The 20,372-nt window shown below is 74.3% G+C and carries 16 protein-coding genes; 12 read left to right on the plus strand and 4 right to left on the minus strand.

The genetic code is table 11. From position 1 onward, the window contains the following. Positions 1-54: 54 nt before the first annotated feature. The 6 genes from CBOVI_RS03130 (at position 55) to CBOVI_RS03155 (ending at position 6,236) form a co-directional block, all read left to right on the plus strand. Complete coding sequence (locus tag CBOVI_RS03130) at positions 55-990, plus strand: UTP--glucose-1-phosphate uridylyltransferase (RefSeq protein ID WP_050798255.1); 936 nt, start codon at positions 55-57, stop codon at positions 988-990. 35 nt (positions 991-1,025) lie between these two features. Next, positions 1,026-2,276, plus strand: coding sequence for a molybdotransferase-like divisome protein Glp (glp, locus tag CBOVI_RS03135; protein ID WP_010272093.1), 1,251 nt, complete (start codon positions 1,026-1,028; stop codon positions 2,274-2,276). A 10-nt stretch (positions 2,277-2,286) separates the two neighbouring features. Continuing rightward, on the plus strand, positions 2,287-3,015 hold the full coding sequence (locus CBOVI_RS03140) for a GNAT family N-acetyltransferase (protein ID WP_010272096.1): 729 nt from the start codon (positions 2,287-2,289) through the stop codon (positions 3,013-3,015). Positions 3,016-3,134: 119 nt separating this feature from the next. Continuing rightward, positions 3,135-4,775: a divisome protein SepX/GlpR gene (gene sepX, locus CBOVI_RS03145; protein ID WP_125186731.1), complete on the plus strand. Its 1,641-nt coding sequence runs from the start codon at positions 3,135-3,137 to the stop codon at positions 4,773-4,775. Between the two features lie 8 nt (positions 4,776-4,783). Beyond that, positions 4,784-5,194, plus strand: a complete 411-nt coding sequence (locus CBOVI_RS03150) for a DoxX family protein (RefSeq protein ID WP_029157843.1) — start codon at positions 4,784-4,786, stop codon at positions 5,192-5,194. A 184-nt stretch (positions 5,195-5,378) separates the two neighbouring features. Further along, positions 5,379-6,236 carry a zf-HC2 domain-containing protein gene (locus CBOVI_RS03155; protein ID WP_125173084.1) on the plus strand — a complete coding sequence of 286 codons (858 nt, stop codon included), beginning with the start codon at positions 5,379-5,381 and terminating at the stop codon, positions 6,234-6,236. A gap of 90 nt (positions 6,237-6,326) precedes the next feature. Here CBOVI_RS03155 and CBOVI_RS03160 read toward each other — a convergent pair whose 3' ends face one another. After that, the gene (locus tag CBOVI_RS03160; RefSeq protein ID WP_125174452.1) at positions 6,327-7,889 is read right to left on the minus strand and encodes a dolichyl-phosphate-mannose--protein mannosyltransferase; all 1,563 of its coding nucleotides are present in this window, start codon (positions 7,887-7,889) and stop codon (positions 6,327-6,329) included. A gap of 409 nt (positions 7,890-8,298) precedes the next feature. Here CBOVI_RS03160 and rsmI point away from each other — a divergent pair, with 409 nt between their 5' ends. Both rsmI and CBOVI_RS03170 read left to right on the plus strand, forming a co-directional pair. After that, on the plus strand, positions 8,299-9,297 hold the full coding sequence (gene rsmI / locus CBOVI_RS03165) for a 16S rRNA (cytidine(1402)-2'-O)-methyltransferase (protein WP_125187127.1): 999 nt from the start codon (positions 8,299-8,301) through the stop codon (positions 9,295-9,297). Between the two features lie 335 nt (positions 9,298-9,632). Beyond that, positions 9,633-11,495 carry a BCCT family transporter gene (locus CBOVI_RS03170; protein ID WP_010274683.1) on the plus strand — a complete coding sequence of 621 codons (1,863 nt, stop codon included), beginning with the start codon at positions 9,633-9,635 and terminating at the stop codon, positions 11,493-11,495. 11 nt (positions 11,496-11,506) lie between these two features. Here the strand turns inward: CBOVI_RS03170 and CBOVI_RS03175 are convergent, their stop codons facing one another. Together CBOVI_RS03175 and CBOVI_RS03180 are read right to left on the minus strand one after the other, a co-directional pair. After that, entirely contained in the window at positions 11,507-12,154 is a 648-nt protein-coding gene (locus CBOVI_RS03175) for an RrF2 family transcriptional regulator (RefSeq protein ID WP_010274688.1), read from the minus strand. Between the two features lie 396 nt (positions 12,155-12,550). Further along, positions 12,551-14,086: a chorismate-binding protein gene (locus CBOVI_RS03180; protein ID WP_221190468.1), complete on the minus strand. Its 1,536-nt coding sequence runs from the start codon at positions 14,084-14,086 to the stop codon at positions 12,551-12,553. Between the two features lie 69 nt (positions 14,087-14,155). Here CBOVI_RS03180 and metG point away from each other — a divergent pair, with 69 nt between their 5' ends. Next, positions 14,156-15,997: a methionine--tRNA ligase gene (metG, locus tag CBOVI_RS03185; RefSeq protein ID WP_125173908.1), complete on the plus strand. Its 1,842-nt coding sequence runs from the start codon at positions 14,156-14,158 to the stop codon at positions 15,995-15,997. A 128-nt stretch (positions 15,998-16,125) separates the two neighbouring features. Here the strand turns inward: metG and CBOVI_RS03190 are convergent, their stop codons facing one another. Next, positions 16,126-16,794, minus strand: a complete 669-nt coding sequence (locus tag CBOVI_RS03190) for an HAD family hydrolase (protein WP_010273497.1) — start codon at positions 16,792-16,794, stop codon at positions 16,126-16,128. Between the two features lie 257 nt (positions 16,795-17,051). On the opposite strand from CBOVI_RS03190, the gene CBOVI_RS03195 reads away from it, so the two are divergent. The 3 genes from CBOVI_RS03195 (at position 17,052) to CBOVI_RS03205 (ending at position 20,326) form a co-directional block, all read left to right on the plus strand. Then, positions 17,052-17,924, plus strand: a complete 873-nt coding sequence (locus tag CBOVI_RS03195; RefSeq protein WP_010273500.1) for a TatD family hydrolase — start codon at positions 17,052-17,054, stop codon at positions 17,922-17,924. Between the two features lie 433 nt (positions 17,925-18,357). Then, positions 18,358-19,542: a resuscitation-promoting factor gene (locus tag CBOVI_RS03200; protein WP_010273502.1), complete on the plus strand. Its 1,185-nt coding sequence runs from the start codon at positions 18,358-18,360 to the stop codon at positions 19,540-19,542. A 220-nt stretch (positions 19,543-19,762) separates the two neighbouring features. Beyond that, on the plus strand, positions 19,763-20,326 hold the full coding sequence (locus tag CBOVI_RS03205) for a 1-acyl-sn-glycerol-3-phosphate acyltransferase (RefSeq protein WP_029158046.1): 564 nt from the start codon (positions 19,763-19,765) through the stop codon (positions 20,324-20,326). Positions 20,327-20,372 lie beyond the last annotated feature (46 nt).

Below are 20,372 nucleotides of genomic sequence, written 5' to 3' on the forward strand. Positions count from 1 at the left end.
CCTGGGAGCCCGAGTTCCAGCGCCGTGTGCCACCGGACCTGTACGATCTTCTGCATGGCTTCTACACAACCAGCACCCCGACCTGGTACGGACGGCAGCGGATCTGACACCCTGCGGACCGTCGTCGTCCCGGCCGCCGGCCTGGGGACGCGCTTCCTGCCGGCCACGAAGACCGTGCCGAAGGAACTGCTGCCGGTCGTGGACACCCCGGGTATCGAGCTCATCGCCCGGGAGGCCGCGGAGACCGGTGCGCGTCGCCTCGCCGTCATCACCGCCCCGAAGAAGCAGGGGGTGATGGCGCACTTCCGCACCGACGAGGAGCTGGAGCGGACCCTCGAGGAGCGCGGCAAGGACGACCAGCTCCGCAAGGTGCGGGCGATCGACGGGCTCATCCACCCGGTGGCCGTCGAACAGGAGAAGCCCCTGGGCCTGGGCCACGCCATCGGCCTCGCCGAGAGCGTCCTCGACGACGACGAGGACTGCTTCGGCGTCATGCTGCCCGACGACCTCGTCCTCCCCTCCGGCGTCATGGACGCCATGCTGGAGGTCCGCCGGACCTACGGCGGCACGGTCCTGTGCGGCCTCGACGTGCCCCGCGAGGACGTGTCGAAGTACGGCGTGTTCGAGATCGAGGACGCCGGGCTCGAGGACGTGCAGAAGGTCACCGGCATGGTCGAGAAGCCGGACGTCGACGAGGCCCCGTCGACCATCGTCGCCACCGGCCGGTACCTCCTCGACCGCGCCGTGTTCGACGCCCTGCGCCGCATCAAGCCGGGCAAGGGCGGGGAAATCCAGATCACCGACGCCATTGAGCTTATGATCACTGAGGGCCACCCGGTGCACGTGGTGATCCACCGCGGTCCGCGGCACGACCTCGGCAACCCCGGCGGGTACATCCGCGCCTGCGTGGATTTCGCGCTGCGTGACGAGACCTACGGGCCGTCGCTGGAGCGCTGGCTCCGCGAGCGGGTGGGCACGCAGGACGCCTGACAGCTCCGCCCACACGACGAAAGGAAGCCGACGACGTGCGAACGGTCGAGGAACAGCTGGCGATCGTCTCCGCTGCCGCCGTGACCCCGGAACCGGTGCGCACCGCCGTCTCCGAGGCGCTGGGGTTGCGCTGCGCGGAGCAGGTCGAGGCCGAGCGGTCGGTCCCCGGCTTCGACCAGGCGGCGATCGACGGCTTCGCCGTCCGCTCCGTCGACATCCGGCACGCCGGGAGCGCCGACCCGGACGTGCCCTCGGCCCGCCTCCCCGTCGTCGGTGAGATCACCGCCGGCTCCCACCGCCCGGTGCGGCTCCAGCCGCGCCAGGCCGTGCGCGTCGAGACCGGGGCACCGATCCCCACCCTCGCCGACGCCGTCGTCCCCCTCGACTGGACCGAGACCCGCGGCCGCCGCATGGAGGCCCTGCGCCCCGTGCCCTCGGGCGGGTTCGTCCACCGGGCCGGGTCGGACGTCCAGCCCGGTGACGTCGTCGTCGACCAGGGCGCGGTCATCGGGGCGGCGCAGGTGGGGCTCCTCGCCGCCGTCGGGCGGTCCAAGGTCCTCGTCTACCCGCGGCCGCGGATGTCCGTCATCAGCTTCGGCCCGGAACTCGTCGACATCGACCGCGACCCGGGACTCGGGCAGGTCTACGACGTGAACTCCTACGCCCTCGCCGCCGCCGGGCGGGAGGCGGGGGCCGACGTCCACCGCATCGGCATCGTCTCCGGCGAACCGCGCCGGATCCGCGACGCCGTCGAGGGCCAGCTCATCCGCTCCGAGATCGTCGTCATCGCCGGCGCCGTGGGCGGCGCGGCGAGCGACCGGCTGCGGTCCGTCCTCGCCACCCTCGGCGACATCGACACGACCCGCGTCGCCATGCACCCCGGGTCGGTCCAGGGCTTCGGCACCCTCGGGGCGGACCGGGTGCCGACGTTCCTCCTCCCGGCGAACCCGAGTGCGGCGCTCGTCGCCTTCGAGGTCATGGTCCGCCCGCTCGTGCAGGTCATCCGGGGACGACGCCAGGCTGCGCGGAGGGTCGTCCAGGCGCGGACCGTCGCGGGGCTGGAGTCCGCCCCGGGCCGGCGCGGGTTCATCCGCGGCCAGCTCATGCGGGACCGGGAGACGCGCGAGTTCCTCGTCGACCCGCTGGGGGCCGGGGGCGGCGGCGAGCCGACGCACCTGCTCGGCAGCCACGGGCAGTCGAACTGCCTCATCGTCGTGCCCGCGGAGGAGACGCACATCGCCCCCGGGCAGGTTGTCGACGTCATGTTCATGACGAACCGGTCCTGACGGGCGCCGGGTGTACCTCCGCGACCGCCTGTTCCGGCGTCCCGTCGCCCTCGCCGGCCCCCACCCGGGCTGGCCGCTGTGGACCCCGGCCGTCGACGTCCCCGCCGGGCGGGTGCGGCTCCGCCCGCTGACCCCGGCCGACGGGCCGCTGTGGTCCGCCTACCGGGTCGCCGACGAGCACGTCCTCCGGCCGGTGGAGCCGACCGTCGACGGGTCGTGGGCGGAGGCGCACAGCCACCGGGCATGGCGGGCGACCGTCGGCAGCCTCCGCCGGATGGCGCTCGCCGGGGTCGCGCTCTCGGCGGCGATCGACCTCGACGGCCGGTTCATCGGCCAGCTCACCCTCGGCAACGTCCAGCACGGGGCGGTGGGCTCCTGCTGGATCGGCTACTGGGTCCACTCCGCCGCGTGGAACGGCGGGGTCGCGACGGCCGCCGTGGCCCTCGGCGTCGACCACGCGGTCCGGGACGTCGGCCTGCACCGGGTGGAGGCCACGGTCATGGAGTCGAACGCGGCCTCCCGGCGGGTCCTCGCGACGTGCGGGTTCCGGGAGGAGGGGCGGCTGGAGCGCAACCTCCACATCGACGGGCGGTGGACCGACCACCTGCTCGTCGGGGTGACGGCCGAGGAGCTGCCGGAGGGGGCGGTCGGCCGCCTGCACCGGGCGGGGCGGGTCCGCGCCACCGGGGAGGCCGGCGACGCGGCGTGGCACCGCCGTCGCCCGGGCGGGGAAACGTAGGCTGGGGTCCTGACCAACCCCGCCCGGGGGGTGGCCGTGCCCGCCACGCACCACGTGGCCCGGGCCGCCACCGCGCCCGTCGACCTCCCGTCCCGTCCCCGTGAGGAGGACCACCGCCCGTGTTCGGTTCGCTGATCCTGATCGCCCTGGTGTGTTTGCTGTTCCTGTCCATCCTCCTGTTCCGCAGCCAGTCCCCGGTGCGCCGGACCTCCCAGGCGCTGAAGGAGACCCGGGTCCTCCACGAGGGGGGCACCGAGCCGCCGCAGCGTCGGCGTCGGCTGCGCCCGGCCCCGGCCGCCGCGCCGGTCGACGGGGTCAGCGGCGACGCCGTGACCGCCGACGGTGGTGACGGTGCGCGGTCGGCGGGGTCCGCCGGGCGGGTGTCGACGGGACGCCCGTGGGGTCCGGGCCGGGGGATCGACGACGACATCGAGTTCGTCGAGGCGGAGCCGGTGCAGGTCGTCATCGACGACACTCGGCGCCCCGGGCACGTCCCGGGGATCATCGACGGCGAGGTCGTGCCCTACCGTTCCCAGGACGAGGAGGACACCGGCGAGTTCGAGCCGGTGCGGCCGGACACGCCCGTGGCGACGGGGCGTGCGGTGCGGGTGACCGACGCCATGCCGGTCGTCGGGAGCGACGAGGACATTGACGCTGACGCCGCCGCCGCTGACGCCGGCCGTGACTCCGCCGACGCCGACGTCGACAGTGACGCCACCGACACCGCCGACGCCGCGGGCAGCGGGCGCGACGCCGCCCGCCGCGGGGGTCCGGTCGGGACGGGAACGGCCGTGCCGCTGTCCCGGTTCCCCGCCGACGAGCTCCCCGGCGCCGACCGTGACGCTGATCCCACCGCGGATCTCGACGACGGTGACATGGTCGGTGCCGCAGCGGGGGCGGGCGTCGACCCGGAGACCACCGGGGGAGCGGCGACGCTGCCCGCGGCGTACGTGCGCGGGGCGGACGTCGTCGTCGACCTCGAGGACCTCGACGACCCGGACCACACCGACGACCTCGGCGACACCGACGGCACCCGGGACCTCGACGACAGTGAGGACCTCGCCGGGGCCGACGCCGCCGGGGTCGACGACACGGACCGGGACGCCGCCGGGGTCGACGACGCGGACTTCGCCGCCGACCACGCCGACGCGGACTTCGCCGCCGACCACGCCGACGACGCCGACGCGCGGCCGGTGCCGGACATCCTCGACGACTCCGACGAGCTGTCGGAGGACGACATCGCCTACGTCGCCGCGCACCGCGGCCGGGGCTTCTACGACCCGGTCGCCTCGCAGGCCGTCGCGCAGCGCCGCCTGCGCCGCCGCAAGCAGACCCTGATGTTCCTCGTCGCCCTGTGCCTCATCGCGCTGGCCAGCGGGGTCGTCATGCAGGGGCTCGCCTGGCTCGGCCTCGCGGTGGCCGTCGTCGTCACCGTCCTCTACCTCTTCTTCCTGCGGCGGCAGGCGATCGAGGAACAGGACCTCCGCCGTCGCCGGCTCGCCCGGATGCGGCGGGCGCGGCTCGGGGTGCGCAACACCGCCGACGACGAGCTCGGCGTGCCCGACCGGCTCCTCCGGCCCGGGGCGGTCGTCCTCGAGGTCGACGACGCCGACCCCGCGTTCGACCACCTGCCCGACGCGGACGTCACGGTCCTGCTGCCGCGGGCGGCCGAGGACCCGTACCGCCCGTCCGGCACCGTCGCGCACGGTGACGCGGGCCGGCGCTCCGCCTACGGGACGGGCACCCGGGCGGTCTCGTGAACTCGCTGATGGACCGTCCCGGCGTCCGGGACGCGGGACTGCTGCTGCTCCGGGTCGTCACCGGGGTCATCATGGTCGCCCACGGGTGGAAGAAGCTCGTCGTCGACGGCATCGACGCCACGACCCGCGCCTTCGAGGCCGCCGGGGTGCCGCAGCCGGGGATGAGCGCGTGGGGGGTGTCGATCGTCGAGATGCTCGGCGGCGCGCTCGTCGTCGTCGGGCTGCTCACCCCCGCCGCGGCCGGGGTCCTCGCCCTGGACATGCTCGCCGCGCTGTACCTCGTGCACCTGCACAACGGGCTGTTCGTCGCCGACGGCGGGATGGAGCTGGTGCTCCTGCTCGCGACGGCGTTCGTCGTGCTCGTCGTGTTCGGGGCGGGGCGGGCGAGCCTCGACCGGGCACTGTCCCGCTTCGGCTGAGCCGGGGCGGTGCCGGGGGCGGGGTCGCTCCGGGCCCGTCCCGGTGACCGTGTCCCGGTGACGGAGGCCGCACCCGGCGCTCACCCGGGGTGTGTCCGCGCGGGGGCGCGGCCGTGCGATAATCGGGTGCGACACTCCCGGCCGACGACCGGGCCCCGACCCACCGGAAGTAGGCGACTGCGCCGTGGAATGCCACGAGGTCCGGGCCGTGCTCTCCGCCCGCCTGGACGGGGAGCCGGTCCCTGCGGACACGGACGACGACGTCGTCGACGCCCACCTCGACTCCTGCCCCGACTGCCGGGAGTGGTACGGGCGCGCCGGCGACATCGGCCGGGTGCTCCGCCTCGCCCCCGTCCCCGACACCCCCCGCCCGCTGGTCCTCCCGGGCCTCACGGGGGACGACGGGCCGACCGGCGACGCGGCGTCCGCGCCGCCGCCGGCGTCCGACCTCGCCGGGCAGCTCCTCGCCGCGGGTGGCGTGGCGGGCGTCGGGCGGGGCCGGGCCCTGTCCGTCGCGCTGTCCCGCGTCCTCCTCGGCGTCCTCGCCCTCGTGTACCTCGCGTGGGGGGTCGTGCTGCTCGCCGGGCCGATCAGCGGGGCCGGCGCGGTGCCGGGGGAGGGGGCGGCCCCGGTCGGCGGGGCGGTGGCGAACGCCGCGGACCCGGGGGTGGCGCGGATGGCCGTCGACGCCGCGACCGTGCGCTTCGCCTTCGGGGCGGGTCTCGTGTGGGCGGCGCTGCGGCCGCGCGGGGCGGCCGGGCTGCTGCCCGTCTTCCTCGCGATGTGGGCGTTCGGGGCGGGGTTCGCGACGCGCGACATCGTCCTCGGCTACATCGACGCGGTGACCGTCGCCGGGCTGCTCGTCCACCTCGCGGCGGTCGGGGCGATCGTGTGGAACTGGCTCGCCCGGCACCACGCCGTCGCCCCGTTGCGCCAGTCCTGGCGGGTCATCACCGCCCGGCCCGTGAGCTACAGCGTCGGCGACGTCAGCCGGAACTCGTCCTACCGTCCCGGCGACCCCGGGCCCGGCCCCGACCTGTGACGACGCGGTGCGGGCCGGCCGGGCCTGTGCCGGCGGTGCCGTGGTGCGCCGGTGCCGGGCCGGCCGGGCGGCCCCGGCCGCGCCCCGGCGCTACCGCCAGCTCGGCAGCCACATGCGGGACTCCCACTCGCCCGTCGTGAGCGGCAACGCGGTGTACAGCGGCAGGAAGTACAGGAAGTTCCACACGACGACCGCCGTGTAGACGCACGCGAGCACCGCGCCGGTGCGGGTCAGCCACATCATGCGCAGCCACGCCACGAGCCGGCCGCCCGTCCCCGGGCGCACCTCCGCGCCGGACGCCGGGGCGCCCGCCGCCGTCGCCGTCGCCGGCCCGTCGGAGGCGGCGTCGTCCCCCGCGGGGCGCAGTGACCACCGGGACAGCTGGCCGAGCGCGAGGGCGAGGGCGATGACGAGGAACGGCGCGAGGTTCACCGCGTAGAACAGGTACATCTGGCGGTCGATGTCCGCGAGCCACGGGAGGAACCCCGCGGCGAACCCGACGACCGGCACGGCCCACCGTAGGTCCCGGCGCACGACGAGGCACCACAGCCCCCACAGCATGACCGGCACGGTGAGCCACCAGACCGCGGGCGTGCCGACGAGCAGCTCGGTGCGCCGCGCGCCGTCGTCCGTGGTGCTGCTGTAGTAGAGCAGGGAGCGGGTCGTCGCCAACCAGCTCCACGGCTTCGACTCCCACGCGTGGTAGTGGCCGTTGGAGTTCGTGAGGGAGGCGTGGAAGTCCAGCACCGACACGTGGTACCAGAGGAACCCGACGACGCTGTCCGGCAGCCACCCCAGGTGCCAGTCGGTGACGCGCTGCTCCACCCCGGACGAGGCGATGTGCCGGTACACGCCCGTCTCCGAGGCGAACCACGCCCGCCAGCTGAACAGGTACACCATGACGGGGACGAGGACGATCGACGCGGCGGCCGGCACGGCGTCGCGCATGAGCGCCCCGGCCCACGGCCGGGCGACGCCCCACCGGCGGCGGCGCCACACGTCGAGCCCGACGACCGCGAGCCCGAAGAACGCCATGTAGTACAGGCCGGACCACTTCACCGCGAGGGCGCAGCCGAGGCACACCCCGGCGGCGAACCGCCACCACCGGTAGCCCATCCGGGGCCCGAGCGGGCTGTCCGCCATCCGCTGCTCCGCCCACACCCGGGCGAAGCGGGCGTTCATCTGCCCGTGGTCCCGGACGAGCAGGTACACCGCCGCGGTGACGAAGACGGTCTGGATGTGGTCGAGCATCGCCGACCGGCCGGTGACGAAGAGGATCCCGTCGCACACGGCGATGAGCCCGGCGAGGAGTCCGACGAGGTCGGAGCGGGAGATCCGGCGGGCGATGCCCATGATGAGGAGGATGACCGCGACGGCCGCGACGGCGCTGGCGATCCGCCACCCCCAGGGGGTGTAGCCGAACAGCGCCATGCCGACGGCCTCCAGCTGCTTGGCCAGCGGCGGGTGCACGACGAGCCCGTAGCCGGGGTTGTCCTCGATCCCGCCGACGAGGGGGTTCGCCGCCGAGCGGAGGATCTGCCACGACTGCGGCACGTAGTGCTTCTCGTCGAACACGGGGGTGCCGCCGTCGGTGGGGGTGCCGAGGTTCGCGAGGCGGGAGGCGACGGCGATGACCGCGACGCTGACGAGCATGACCGGCCAGCGGAGGTCACGGGTGCGGCCGTGCGCGGGGCGGCCGGTGGTGGGCTGCGTCGAGGGGGCCGCCGGGCCGGGGCGGCCACGACGCCGGGCGTGGGCCCGGGTCCGCGCGGTGCGGGGGCCGCCGGTGGTCCCGGGGTCGCCGGTGCCGTCCCGGCCGTCGTCCGTCCTGGGGCGCTTCGTCGTCGGAGGTGTCACAGGCAGTCATCCTATGGCACCGCGGTCGGCAAGGGGAGCGGGACGGGTGGGGCTGTGTGCGGCCGGTGCGCGGCCCGGTGGGAGCCCGGTGCGCGGCCCGGTGGGAGCCCGGTGCGCGGCCCGGTGCGCGGCCCGCGTGCGTCCGGCACGCGACCCGCGCGCGGCCGGTGGGACGGCCGGCGGGGGACTCTGACATCCTGGGTCCATGAGTCACGAGGACCCCACCGCCGCCGGCACGCCGGACCCGACCGCGACCCCGGACCCCGCCGGGACCCCGGACCCCGCCGGCACGACCGACCCGACCGCGACCCCGGCCGTCGCCACCGGGCCGCTCCTCGAACGCGCCGCGGCCGACCGCCCCTGCCCCGCGGGCGGCGTCATCCTCGCCGCGACGCCGCTCGGCGACCCGCTCGACGCCTCGGTGCGCCTCCTCGACGCCCTCGCCACGGCGGATGTCGTCGCGGCGGAGGACACCCGCCGCACCCGGGCGCTCGCGGACGCGCTCGGGGTCACCCTGCGCGGCCGCGTCGTCTCCAACTTCGACCACAACGAGCAGGACCGGGCCGCCGGCCTCGTGCGGGAGGCCGCGCACGGGGCGCGCGTGCTCGTCGTCACGGACGCGGGGATGCCCTCGGTGTCCGACCCCGGCTTCCCGCTCGTCCAGGCCGCGCACGAGGCGGGGGTGCCGGTGACGTGCCTGCCGGGACCGTCGGCGGTGCCGACCGCCCTGGCCCTGTCCGGGGTGGGGGTGGGGACCTTCGCCTTCGACGGTTTCGCGCCGCGCAAGGACGGGGCCCGCCGCACGTGGCTGGAGGAGGTGCGGACGTCGCGCCGGGCGGTGTGCTTCTTCGAGTCGCCGCACCGGCTCGCCGCGACGCTCGCGCTGGCGGCGGAGGTCGTCGGACCGGACCGCCGGGCGGCGGTGTGCCGGGAACTGACGAAGACCTACGAGGAGGTCCGGCGCGGGGGCCTCGGGGAGCTCGCCGCGTGGGCCGCGGACGGGGTGCGGGGGGAGGTCACCGTCGTCATCGAGGGGAGCGACGGATCGCCCCGGGCCGCACCCGAGGACCTCGTCGGGGACGTCGAGGCGAAGGTGGCCGGGGGGCGGCGGCTGAAGGACGCGTGCGGTGACGTCGCCGCGGCGACCGGGGTGTCGAAGCGGGAGCTGTACGAGGCGGTGCTCGCCGCCCGGCAGCGGGACTGAGCCGGGCGTCGGGCGCGGTCGCGGGGTACCTCCCGTGGCACCCGGTCCCCGTCCGCGGGGTACCTCTGGTGGAGTCCGGTCCGCGTTCTGAAATACTTCGCGACCCCCTCGGTGCCGGCCGGTCGGAACGGCTGGGAGTTTCGGCACCGTACGGGTTGTTTATGACTATCACAGTCGGCTGCGAATAACTGCTCAACTGTGGCACTGTGGTGGGCATGACTGTTTCAGACAAGCCATCGAAGGGGACCCCGGAGTCCGACTCCGGGCATCTCCCGGGCGGTGGTCCGGAACCGGAACTTACCGCGCGGAAAAACTCCCCTGTCGCATTCGAGGACATGCCGCCGCCCCCGGCGGACGACGCCGACGCCCCGGTCGACTGGATCATCACCGGGGTCGTCGCCGTCGTGACGCTGGCGATCGTCGTGTGGGGGCTGCTGGCACCGGACAACTTCGCCTCCTTCGCCACGAACGCGCTCGACTTCGTCGTGACGGACTTCGGCTGGCTCTTCGTCGTCGCCGGCACCGTGTTCGTGTTCTTCGCCCTCGCCGTGGCGTTCAGCCGGTTCGGGCGGATCAAGCTCGGGCAGAACAACGAACAGCCGGAGTTCCACACGCTGAGCTGGATCGCCATGATGTTCGCCGCGGGCATGGGCATCGGCCTCATGTTCTACGGCGTCGCGGAACCGTTGAACTTCTTCCGCGGGGGCGTCCCCGGCCACGGTGACCACGAGGTGGAGTCCGCCTTCGCCTCGACGCTGTTCCACTGGACGCTCCACCCGTGGTCGATCTACGCCATCGTCGGTCTGAGCATCGCCTACGGCACCTTCCGGCTCGGCCGGAAGCAGCTGCTGAGCTCCGCGTTCATCCCCCTCATCGGCGTGAAGGGCGCGGAGGGGCCCGTCGGGAAGATCGTCGACATCCTCGCGATCATCGCGACCGTCTTCGGCACCGCCGCGTCGCTCGGGCTCGGCGCGCTCCAGATCGGGTCCGGCCTGGACTCGACGGGCATCGTCCACAACCCGGGGACCCCGGTGCTCCTCGGCGTCATCGTCGTCCTCGGCGTGGCGTACCTCGCCTCCGCCGCCTCCGGCGTGGGCAAGGGCATCCAGTGGCTGTCGAACTTCAACATGGTCCTCGCCGGGCTGCTGGCGCTGTTCGTGCTCGTCGTCGGCCCGACCGTCGTGAGCCTCAACACGATCCCCACGGCCGTCGGCAGCTACTTCGACCAGTTCTTCGAGATGGCCGGCCGGACCGCGGACTCGGACGGGACGCCGACGAAGACCGCGGCCGAGTGGCTGTCCGGCAACACGATCTTCTACTGGGCCTGGTGGATCTCCTGGTCGCCGTTCGTCGGCATGTTCGTCGCCCGGATCTCCCGGGGCCGGACGATCCGCGAGTTCATCCTCGTCGTGCTCCTCGTGCCGAGCGCGGTGACCGTCGTGTGGTTCTCCGTCTTCGGCGGCAGCGCGGTCGAGGCGGAGAAGGCCGGGCACTCGGTCTTCGGTGACGGCAACGCGGAGAAGCAGCTGTTCTCGCTGCTCGACTCCTTCCCGGCGGGCACCGTGACCTCGGTCATCGCGATGATCCTCCTGGCGACGTTCTTCATCACCTCCGCGGACTCCGCGTCGACGGTGATGGGGACGATGAGCCAGAACGGGCGGCTCATCGCCGACCGGCGCGTGACCGTGCTGTGGGGCGCGCTCACCGGCCTCATCGCGGCCGTGCTGCTCATCAGCGGCAAGGACGAGGCGCTGACGAACCTGCAGAACGTGACGATCATCGCGGCGAGCCCGTTCGTCGTCATCATCATCGCGCTCATGGTGTCGCTGGTGAAGGGCCTGTCGAACGACCCGATGTACCTCGACGAGAAGGAGCAGCGCCGGTTCGGGCTCCGGCTCGCGCGGGAGCGTCGCCTCCAGGCGGAGGACGACGCCCGCGAGCAGCGGCGTCGCCAGCGTGACGAGCGGCGGCGACACGCGGCCGGTGGGTCGGGTGACGTCGACATGGTCGTCAGCCCGCTCCCGGTCGGCGCGTCCGGTGGGGAGGCCGGGCACCCCGCGGTCGAGGAGGCCGTCGAGGCCGCCGCGGCGAGTGCGGAGGCCGCCGCGACCTCGGCCGAGGAGGCCCGGACCTCCGCGGAGCAGGCCCAGCAGTGGGCGGAGCGTCCCGCGCGGCGCGGGTTCCTCCGCCGCCGCTGAGCAGGGGGGATTCAGTGCCCGGCGTCGAGGGGGACCGTCGGGCCCGGTCCGCGGACGGGGGAGGGGGTCGACGCCGACGTCCCCGGCGGCCGGACGCCGGCGATGTCGCGGACGCGGATCGTGTCGAGCGCCGCGAAGAACGCGGACTGCGCCTCGACGAGGGCGGTGCTCAGTTTGTCGCAGTGCTCGCGCCACGCCGCCGGGGGCTCCCCGCCGGCGTCCGCGGGGGTGCCGTCGGGACCGGTGACCACGGTGTGGACGGGCGGTTCGGCGTCGGGGGTGCGGGCCGGCGTGGTGGTGGGCGCGCCGGTCCCGTCCGCCGTGGCGGGGGCCGCGGCGTCGTCGTGGTCGGGGGTGCGGAAGCTGTCGAGCAGGCGGCTGTCGCCCTCGAGCTGCCGGATCAGGGTGCCGATGCGGAAGTCCAGGCCCCCCTCGGCGAGGCGGACACCGCCGGTGCGGCCCCGGGTCGAGCGGATGACGCCGATCTCGGCGAGGCGGGAGACGACCTTCGCGACGTGTGTAGCCGAGGCGTCGATGGCCTTCGCGACGCTGGAGGAGGTGTGCCGGCGGCGGGGCCGGGTGCCGTCGTCGGTGAGCTGGTCGGCGGCGAGATAGATGATGACGCGCAACCCAAGGTCCGTGAATCTCGTCAGCTGCATGGTGGGTGATGTCCTGTGGGAGACGTTCGTGGTGTTCTTAAAAACTGAATATCTCTGCCGTTTTATATTAGTTCCGGCCAAGATGAAGATGAGAATAACATGACGGAAAGATTTTTGGCGGATTGTCGAGACGCAATTCCGTCACCGGGGTCGGTGGGCCCGTCCGTACCATGTCCGACCACCCCCGACCGTGCCGGACCGTGACCGGGAACACGGGTGGAGGGCGGCGGGGCAGTGGTCGTGAAGCACAACTGGGGGTGGCCGTTTTCTCAGGGTGCTGTCCCGGTCCGGCGTCCGTCGTCCCCCGTCCCGGCCCCGGCCCCGGCGGGCGACCCGCACCCGGCCTGTCCGCACCTGACCCGCCCCCCGGCCCCGTCGCACCCGCCCCGCCCGGGCTCAGCGGTGCCGGACCGCCCCGCCGGTGATCGTGGAGCTCTTCGCGGTGACCTCGTCCCACTCCGCCGCCGGCGTGGAGTCCGCCGTGATCCCGCCGCCGACCCCGAGGCGGACCCGGCCGCCGCCGGTCCACTCGCACGTCCGGATCGCCACGGCGAGTTCGAGGACCCCGCCGGCGGAGAACCCCGCGCAGCCGCAGAACACCCCCCGGCTCTCCGGCTCCCACTCCCGGAGGAACCGCCGGGCGGCGAGCTTCGGGGTGCCCGTCACCGACGCCGGGGGGAAGGTGGTCTCGACGAGCCGCGCGTGCGTGACCTCCCGCGGGAGCGTCGCCCGGACCGTGGAGACGAGGTGCCACACGCCCGGGGCGGGGACGACGGTGAGGAGGTCGGGCACCGTCACCCCGCCGGTGACCGCGACCGTGCCGAGGTCGTGGCGGACGAGGTCGACGATCATGATGTTCTCCGCGACGTCCTTGACGCTCGCCAGGAGGTCGGCCGGGTCCCGGTCGCGGGGGAGCGTGCCCTTGATCGGCATCTCCACGACCTCGTCGCCGTGGCGGGACAGGTAGACCTCGGGGCTGAACGACGTCACGGCGACCGCGCACCCGGTCGTCCCGTGCCCGGCGAGGAAGACCGCGCGGGCGGGGCGGTGGTGGGCGACGGTGTCCGCGAACACCGCCGCGGCGGCGGCGTGGTCGTCCGCGCCGTCGTCGACCCGGCCGTGGAAGAACCCGGCGACGCACGCCTGGTAGACCTCGCCGGCGGCGATGGCCTCGAGGCAGTCCGTCACGCCCCGGGTGTGGCGGTCCCGGTCGGGGCCGCGCCAGCGGACCGTCGGGACGGGCGGGAAGCCGGGGGTCGGGGCCGTGGCGTCGGCGGGGGAGCCCCCGGGGTCGGTGGGGGAGCTGCCACCGGTCGCGCCCCCGGCGTCGGCGGTGCCGGCGACGGCGGCGTCCAGGGCCGCGTCGAAGGCTGCGTCGGGGGCAGCGTCCAGGGCCGCGTCGACGGTGGAGGGGTCGTCGTCGACCCCGGGGGTGTCCGTCGTCCGCAGCCACCACACCCCGTCTCCGTCGAGCCACAGGCTCGCCCGGGCGGCCCCGCCCCAGTGTGCGGCGAGGGGCGCCCCCGCCGCGTCACGGACCCCGCCGTCGTCCGCCGCGGCGTCCGGGTAGCGTCGCACCCCGAACCAGAGCGGCGCCGACCCGGCACCCGACCCGGCACCCGACCCGGCACCGTCACCGCCCCCCGGGAACGCCCCGTCCGGCCCGGCGGCCGCGGCGTCCCGGGCGTCGAGCGCCGGGACGAGGACCGCCGCGTGCCCGGCCCACGCCCCGACGGCGAGGGCCGGCAGCGGCGCACCGACGCGGAGCGCCCGGGCGGTGAGCACCCGGAACACCCGCAGCGCCTCGTCCACCGGGTCGGGTCGCCCCGCCGCCGCGGCGTCGGGACCGGTCGGTCGCCCGGTCAGACGACGGAAGGACCCGCCCGCGAGACGGCGGACGGGGGCGGGACCGGGTGAGAGCTCCGACGGCATGGTGGAGACAGTACCGCGCACCCCACGGCCGTTTAGCACTCGATGTGGACGTGCAATAGGCTGGACCGCATGTCGCAACACGTGCTCACGTCCGTGGCCTGGCCCTACGCCAACGGCCCCCGCCACATCGGTCACGTCGCGGGATTCGGCGTCCCCTCCGACGTCTTCGCCCGCTACCAGCGGATGATCGGCAACAACGTGCTCATGGTGTCGGGGACGGACGAGCACGGCACCCCGCTGCTCGTCCAGGCGGAGAAGGAGGGCATCCCGGTCCAGGAGCTCTGCGACCGGTACAACCGGATCATCGTCGAGGACCTCGTCGGCCTCGGCCTGTCCTACGACCTGTTCACCCGGACGACGACGCGCAACCACTACGCCGTCGTCCAGGAGCTCTTCCGCGGGCTCAACGACAACGGCTACATGATCCGTCAGACCACCACCGGCGCGATCAGCCCGACGACCGGCCGCACCCTGCCGGACCGGTACATCGAGGGCACGTGCCCCATCTGCGGTGCGACGGACGCGCGTGGCGACCAGTGCGACACGTGCGGCAACCAGCTGGATCCGTCGGACCTCATCGACCCCCGGTCGAAGATCAACGGCGAGACCCCCGAGTTCGTCGAGACCGAGCACTTCATGCTCGACCTCCCGGCCCTCGCGGACGCCCTCGGCGAGTGGCTCCACGGCCGCGAGGACTGGCGGCCGAACGTCCTCAAGTTCTCCCTCAACCTGCTCAAGGACCTGCGCCCCCGCGCGATGAGCCGGGACATCGACTGGGGGGTGCCGATCCCGATCGAGGGCTGGCAGGACAACAACGCGAAGAAGCTCTACGTGTGGTTCGACGCGGTCGTCGGCTACCTCTCCGCCTCCATCGAGTGGGCGTGGCGCTCCGGCGACCCCGAGGCGTGGCGCGCGTGGTGGACGGACCCCGACGCCGTGTCCTACTACTTCATGGGCAAGGACAACATCACGTTCCACTCCCAGATCTGGCCCGGTGAGCTGCTCGGCTACCGCGGGCTCGGCGCGCACGGCGGCGAGGCCGGCGAGTTCGGCGAGCTCGACCTGCCGACCGAGGTCGTCTCCTCCGAGTTCCTCACGATGTCCGGGTCGAAGTTCTCCTCCTCCAAGGGCGTCGTCATCTACGTGCGGGACTTCCTCGAGGAGTTCGGCCCGGACGCGCTGCGCTACTTCATCTCCGTCGCCGGCCCCGAGACGACGGACACGGACTTCACGTGGGACGAGTTCGTCCGCCGCGTCAACCAGGAGCTCGCCAACGAGTGGGGCAACCTCGTCAACCGCACCGTGTCGATGGCCCACAAGAACTTCGGGGAGATCCCGCAGCCGGGGGCGTTCACGGACGGGGACCGGGAGCTTCTCGACGCCGCCCTCGCCGCGTACGACACGGTCGGCACGTGCCTCGGGGAGTGCAGGTTCAAGGCCGGCATGACCGAGGCGATGCGGCTCGTCGCGCGCGCGAACCAGTACATCGCCGCCGAGGAGCCGTGGAAGCTGGCGAAGGACCCGGACCGGCGCGAGCGGCTGGCGACCGTGCTCTACGTCGCCCTCCAGGTCGTCGCCGACGCGAACACCATGCTCACCCCGTACCTGCCGTTCAGTGCGCAGACGGTCTTCGAGACCCTCGGCGGGACCGGCGAGTGGGCCGCCCAGCCGACCGTCCGGGAGGTCACCGACGACTCGCCGCGGACGCCGGTGGGCGTCGGCGTCCCCGAGGCCGGGCGGAGCTACCCGATCATCACCGGGGACTACACGCGCCAGCAGGCCCGGTGGGGGCGCACGGAGCTCGTGCCCGGCACCGCGCTGACGAAGCCGTCGCCGCTGTTCCGCAAGCTCGACCCGGAGCTCGCCGAGACCGGGCCGTCCTGGGCGCCCGTCACGCCCGCCGGGGAGTGACCGGGCGGCGGTGACGCGGGGGGCACGGGGGCGCACGCGGCGGCTGCCGCGACGGCGGGGGACGTGACCCGGCGGGGGCCGGGGCCCGGCGGGGGCCGGGGCCGGGGAGGGTCAGGGGCCGGGGAGGGTCAGGGGACCTGCCGGAGTCCCGCCGGCGGGGTGAGGACGCGGTGGGCGGCGTCGACCCCCTCCCACCGGTGGGCGTCCCAGCCGCGCCGGGCGGCGACGGTGAGCGCGGCCTCGTCCGACCCGAAGTACACGACCGCCGCCGGGTCGAAGCCGGCGAGGGCGACCTGCCGGTCGAACCGGCGGAACGCGCCCTGGTGCGGCGTGGTGAAGCGCAGCTCCACGGAGAACGACGTCACGGCCGCCGCCCGGCCCCAGTCCGCCGCCCGGACCCGGTCGACGACCGGCTGCGGGGCGTCGGCGAGGACCGCGTACGGGCGGCCCGTCGCGCGGAGGTGCATGAGCAGGCGCAGCGTCGCGGGGTCCGGGGTGGAGCACCGGGCGGTGTCGTCGGCGATGAGGTCCTCGACGAGCGCCGGGTCCGGCTCGACGCCGGCGGAGCGCAGGACCGCCGTCGCGAAGTCCCGCGGCCCCATCGACAGGCAGTAGCTCTCCCGGTAGCGGGCGTACGACGCGGCGAGGGCGGCGGCCGTCGCGGCGTCCGGCCCGGGCCGGTGGCGGGCGACGACCGTGGCCAGCGTCACCGCCGGGTCCGGGGCCGGGACGAGGACCCCCGGCAGGTCGAAGACGATGAGGGGGGTGGCGGACGGGCTGACGGGTGACGGTCCCATGGGTTCTCCTCGACCGGGTCGGCCGGTGTGCGGGGTGGTGCGGTGCAGGTGTGCAGGTGTGCGCGGCGTGCGCGGCGTGCGCGGCGTGCGCCGGGCGGCGCCGGTGCCGGGGTGTGCGGGGGTCGACGGATGCGGTCGGGGCCAGTGTGGTGCACCCGGGTGGCGGGGGCGTGACCGGGGCGGTGCGGCGTCGTGACGGCTCGGTGACGGGACGGTGAACGCGGGGGAGTGTCCGGTGCCCCGGTTAGGGTGGGGGCATGTCACGGAAGAAACCGCGCCCGACCCCCGTCCCGCCCGAGCCGCTCGGCAGCCTCTTCGACGCGCACACGCACCTCGCCGCGACGGGGGCGACGGACCCCGCGTCGGTGACGGCGGTCATGGACCGCGCGGCCGCCGTCGGGGTGCGGGGCGTGTGCACCGTCGGGGACGGGATGGAGGAGACGGAGGCCGCCGTCCGGGCGGCGCACAGTGACGACCGGGTGTGGGCGGCGTGCGCGGTCCACCCGACGCGCGTCGGGGAGCTCGACGCCGCCGCGCGGGCGCGCCTGACGGAGCTCGCCGCGGACCCGCGGTGCGTGGCGGTGGGGGAGACGGGCCTCGACCGGTACTGGCTGGAGCACGACCCGGGGTGTCCGTCGCTGGAGGTGCAGGAGGAGGCGTTGCGGTGGCACGTCGACCTCGCGGTGCAGGTGGGCAAGCCGCTCATGATCCACAACCGGGAGGCGGACGCGGACCTGCTCCGGATTCTCGACGACGCGCCCCGGCCGCCGGTCGTCATCCTCCACTGCTTCTCCTCCCCGTTCGCGGTCGCCGAGCAGGCGCTCGAGCGGGGGTGGGTGCTGTCCTTCGCCGGCAACGTCACGTTCCGGCGGAACGAGGAGATGCGGCGGGCGGCGGCGGTGGCGCCCGCCGGCCAGATCCTCGTCGAGACCGACGCCCCCTACATGACCCCGGAGCCGTTCCGCGGGGCGCGGAACGAGCCGGCCTTCGTCGGGTACACCGCGCGGTGCATCGCCGGGGTGCGGGACGAGGACCCGGAGGAGTTCGGCGCGACGGTGACAGAGAATGCCCGTCGGTGTTATGGAATCGAGACTCTTCCGGCTGCCGGGAATGCCGGCGTGACGGAGTAACGGTTATTTACCTCATGTATTCATCGTGACGAAAGTGATCGCGTGTGACGCAACGGGACTCCTGATCTTCCAGTGACGTGCAGGTCGCGGGCCTGGTCGGGCTGCGGCGCCCGAAAATGTGGGCTGCGTGACATTTCTGCGCGGACAGCTGGACGTCACGGCATCGTTATCGTATTGTGATGGAACATCCAGCGCCCGCCCCTCCACGGCGTCCGCATTCCCCGTCCCCGACGGTCCTGTCGCGGGGTGACCGGTTCCCGGCCGCCCCGCACGCCACACCACGTCCACCCCGGGCGTGTGCACCAGCCGGTTCCACCGGAGGTGCCGCGCCCACCCGGGAGGGACACGGTACGGCCGGTCCGCGACCGGCCACCGGGCCGTCACCCCCACAGGGGACGGGGGACCACGTCACCGAGAACGAGAAGAGTACTGCGTGTCCCCGAAGAAGAAGTCGCATCTCCACCGCATCAACACGACCACGTCCGTCCCGCTGCGCGTCGCCACCGGCGGCATGCTCGCCACGCTCGTCGTCGGCGGTGTCGTCGTCGCGAACAACCAGAAGGACGTCACGCTCGACGTCAACGGCCGGGTGACCCGGGCGAGCACGATGTCCGGCGACGTCCGGAAGGTCCTCGAGGACGCCGGTGTCCAGGTCGGTGACCGGGACGTCGTCACGCCCGGGCTCGGCGAGTCCGTCGGTGACAACGGCACCATCACGGTCCGCTCCACCCGCCAGGTCAGCCTCACGGTCGACGGCCAGTCCACGCAGGTCGACACCACCGCCATGACGGTCGACGACCTGCTGCGGCAGCTCGGCTACGAGGGCAGCGGCCGGATCATGTCCTCCAGCGGCTCCGCGGCCATCCCGGTCGACGGCATGAACCTCGACATCTCCTCCCTCAAGCACTTCACGCTGTCCGACGGCGGCAAGGACGCCGTCCTCTCCATGGCCGCGCGCACCGTCGGCGACGTCCTGCGGATGCGGGGCGCCGACCTCGGCCCGGACGACGTCGTCACCCCGTCCGCCGACACCCCCGTGACGGACGACATGCACATCGACGTCCAGCGGGTCACCACCGAGCAGGTCCAGGAGGACCGCGAGGTCGCCCCGTCCGAGCGCGTCGTCGAGGACCCCGAGCTCGCCTCCGGTGAGGAGCAGGTCGTCGAGGCCGGCACCCCGGGCAAGGAGCAGGTCACCTACGAGGTGAAGAAGGAGAACGGCCGCGAGGTCGGTCGCCGCGAGGTCGGCGTCCGCCCGGTCGACGCCCCGGCCGACCGCGTCGTCAAGCGCGGCACGAAGGCCGCCGCCGTCACCGCGACGACCACGACCGGCGGCGGCAACACCGGCGCGGCCGCCCCGGCCGTCGCCGACGGGGGCGTGTGGGACTCCATCGCCCAGTGCGAGTCCGGCGGCAACTGGGCCATCAACACCGGCAACGGCTTCAACGGCGGCCTGCAGTTCACCCCGTCCACGTGGGCCGCATTCGGCGGCACCGCCTACGCGCCGCAGGCGTACATGGCCACCCGCGAGCAGCAGATCGCCGTCGCGGAGAAGGTCCAGGCCGCCCAGGGCTGGGGTGCCTGGCCCGCCTGCACGTCGAAGCTCGGCATCCGCTGACCCGACCTCCCCGGGGTGACCGCCCCGGGGAGGGCTCCGCACCGGGGGGACATCGCATCGGGGGTGCGCCGGGGACATCACGCCGGAAGCCACTGCATCGGGGGCACACCGCGCCGGGGGCGACGGTGCCGGGGGCGTGACGTCGCTGAGAGGCGCGTCGAACCCCCACCCCCGCCGGGTCCGTGTGCCCCGCGCAGCCCGGGTGCTCTACGGTGAGACCATGATCCGTCGCCTCGTGGCCCGTGTCTTCGGGCGCTGCAGCCGGTGGACCCTCAGCACCCGCCCCGCCCCCGACGGCGCGTGCGTGCTGGTGGGGGCACCGCACACGTCGAACTGGGACTTCATCCTCATGCTCGCCATCGCCTGGCGGCTGGACATCCACGTCCACTGGATGGGCAAGGACAGCCTGTTCCGGGGCTGGATGCGGCCCCTCATGCTCGCCCTCGGCGGCATCCCCGTCGACCGCGACAACCCCGGTGGTCTCATCGACGACGTCCTCGGGCGCATCCGCACCGACGACCACTTCGCCCTCGTCATCACCCCCGACGGCACCCGGTCCGGCCACAGCCGCTGGAAGTCCGGCTTCTACCGGATCGCCCGCGAGGCCGACCTGCCGGTCATCCTCGGGTACGTCGACCGCACGACGATGACCACCGGCCTCGGCCCGACCCTCCGCCTCACCGGGGACGTCGCCGCCGACATGGACCGCATCCGCGACTTCTACTCCGACAAGGCCGGGTTCACCCCCGCCCACCGGGTCGAGCCGCGCCTCCGGGAGGAGTGACGCGCCTCCGGGAGGAGTGACGCGCGGGGCGCCGGGGGAGGGGGAC

The sequence above is a fragment of the Corynebacterium bovis DSM 20582 = CIP 54.80 genome, assembly GCF_030408615.1.
In the GTDB taxonomy this organism is placed as follows: domain Bacteria; phylum Actinomycetota; class Actinomycetes; order Mycobacteriales; family Mycobacteriaceae; genus Corynebacterium; species Corynebacterium bovis.